Annotated in this window: 5 protein-coding genes; all 5 read left to right on the top strand. The window is 41.4% G+C overall.

Annotated features, from left to right (window positions below):
- Window positions 1-218: sulfate transporter (locus tag RDN79_RS19010; RefSeq protein WP_151937725.1), on the top strand; the 218-nt coding region annotated here is incomplete at its 5' end.
- 147 nt (window positions 219-365) lie between these two features.
- Entirely contained in the window at window positions 366-668 is a 303-nt protein-coding gene (locus RDN79_RS19005; protein ID WP_117697572.1) for a hypothetical protein, read from the top strand.
- A 19-nt stretch (window positions 669-687) separates the two neighbouring features.
- Window positions 688-1044, top strand: coding sequence for a hypothetical protein (locus RDN79_RS19000; RefSeq protein WP_308573369.1), 357 nt, complete (start codon window positions 688-690; stop codon window positions 1042-1044).
- 59 nt (window positions 1045-1103) lie between these two features.
- Complete coding sequence (locus RDN79_RS18995) at window positions 1104-1445, top strand: hypothetical protein (protein ID WP_308573367.1); 342 nt, start codon at window positions 1104-1106, stop codon at window positions 1443-1445.
- Window positions 1442-2098 carry a hypothetical protein gene (locus tag RDN79_RS18990; protein WP_117697577.1) on the top strand — a complete coding sequence of 219 codons (657 nt, stop codon included), beginning with the start codon at window positions 1442-1444 and terminating at the stop codon, window positions 2096-2098. The genes RDN79_RS18995 and RDN79_RS18990 overlap by 4 nt, the downstream gene beginning before the upstream one ends.
- The last annotated feature ends 79 nt before the right edge of the window (window positions 2099-2177 follow it).

Below are 2177 nucleotides of genomic sequence, written 5' to 3'. Positions count from 1 at the left end.
ATTATACCTTTGAGATTTTTAAATATAAGTGGATAACCGACAAGGACGGAGATACTTATAGAGATTATATAGATGAGATGCCACACTTTATTGTAGAAGCGGAAAATTATATCGAAGCGACTTTTAAGGCACAAAAGAAATACCCGTCGGATAAATACACGCATATGCTTATAGATACGGACGTGGAAAAATGGCCTGCCGATATATCAATGTTTTAGTTTAAATACGAACAAAAAGGAGATAAAGTATGGAATCAGAAGTATTAAAAACAGGAATGAATTTAATCATGGAGAAACAGATTATTCCCAATCCTATTTGTCCGAATGGTTGCATCTATCGATTAATACACAACAAAAGAATTAAGAATGAAAATACAAACTACAAAAATCACATTACCGCCAATTGGTCTTGACACACAAATTCAAGATGCAATCGAAGGCGAAAATGAAGAAACTAAGTTGGCCGTTCAGGACAAGAAAGAAAAGGTAAAAATCAATTTCAACAGGATAGTAAGTATTAATAACTCTCCGGTACGTGAGTGTTGGATAAAAGAGGGAAATCTCCACTATTATATGGCTAATGGTAAGGGTGTTGAATATTACTTCCCTATAAAGTACGCTTCGATTGGAATTGACATTGACTCAGGACCAACGATAACTTGTTTGTGACAAGAAACTCTCAAATGACATGAAAGAAAAAGATATAAATAATTTAGTAATGAATAAAGATGTTTTAGTAGCACATGCCTCCGATGGAATGGGATGTGCTTATGAAAAAGAAGTAACTTCCATATCTGTATGGATAAACGGAAGATGTAGGCACTGCGTTAATGATGAAAGTGTTTCCGCTTTACTTAAAGAGGCGAAGAAGTCCGGTAAAATTCAAATATACATCTGTGGTAATAAGAAAATGGACGGAAATATAGATGCGTTTGGAAGTACTCCTCTGTACACTAATGGGCAATTCAGCGTAAATGAGTTGATATACAACGGAAATGCTGTTTGGTCAAGAGTTAAATCAAAATCAAATAGATATGAACTGTAAAAAAAATCAGGCTATTACGACTTTTATTCATGGAATACAAACGATAAACAGACACAGCCATGCCATACAGAAGCACGGGAATAACCATTTGCGGGACACGGTATGACCGCAGGCAAAAACTGATACCCGAACAGCGGGCAGAGATTTTCCACCGTTACATGACGGAAGATGTCAGTCAGCGCCAACTGGCACGCGAGTACGGTGTAAGCCGCCGCCTGATTACGTTCATCGTGAATCCCGAAAGGGAGAAGCGTAACAGGGAGCTGCTGAATAAACGCAAGGCGAAGGGGCTGTACAAGCCTGACCGAAAAAAGCACACTGAAATTATCCGTGAATACCGGCGCTACAAACAGAAGTTATTCAAAGAAGGCAAAATCCAATTAAATACTGACAGAAAATGAAATTACAGGAAAAACAGAAAGAACTGGAACAGGAGATTATCGCCAATCTCAGGGCAATTCCAAAAATGCCGGAGGGCTTGCTACCCCACACAGTCTATGTCGAGGAGGAAGGCGAGGACGCTGAACATCACGGCATACCGGTATATACCGTGTACAAGCTGGAAGAGATCAGGCCGGACGGGAGCTGCATGCTCTATAATCCCGGCAGCCGGGAGCGTTTCCCCTGCCGTCATCTTTACGAAATCAATATCGACTGGCTGGTTACCGTCTGGGAACGGTATCTGGAACTGTGCGTCGGGCAGAAACTCTGGAAACAGAACGCCGTCGCTTTCCTGAAAGAAAGTACGGATAAAATGGAGGCGGAGATCTCCGCTTTCGTGGACTCCGGCTGGGACAGATGTTCGGCTTACACGGACAACCTGAAACGATTTCTCGGGAAAGACGAGGTCAAAGAGGTGTGGGTGCTCTCTTTCCCTATGGATGATTTCGGACGTGACGCTCCTGACAAGGAGATCATTTTCGATTACGAAAACAACCCGCATACAGAGGTTGAAAAGATGACACCGCTGGAGTTCACGGCAAGAATCAATGACGAGATGTTCAATGACCAGGATAATTGGGTTCGGGCCATTGAACTTCCCAAGCATAAGTAATAACCACAAAACAATTTAATATGATTACCCAAAGAAATATTCAAGACGAGAGCTTTGACTCTATGACTGTCAACGGTAT

Source organism: uncultured Parabacteroides sp. (assembly GCF_902493135.1).
Lineage (GTDB): Bacteria > Bacteroidota > Bacteroidia > Bacteroidales > Tannerellaceae > Parabacteroides.
This window is presented reverse-complemented; position numbering and strand designations above follow the sequence as displayed.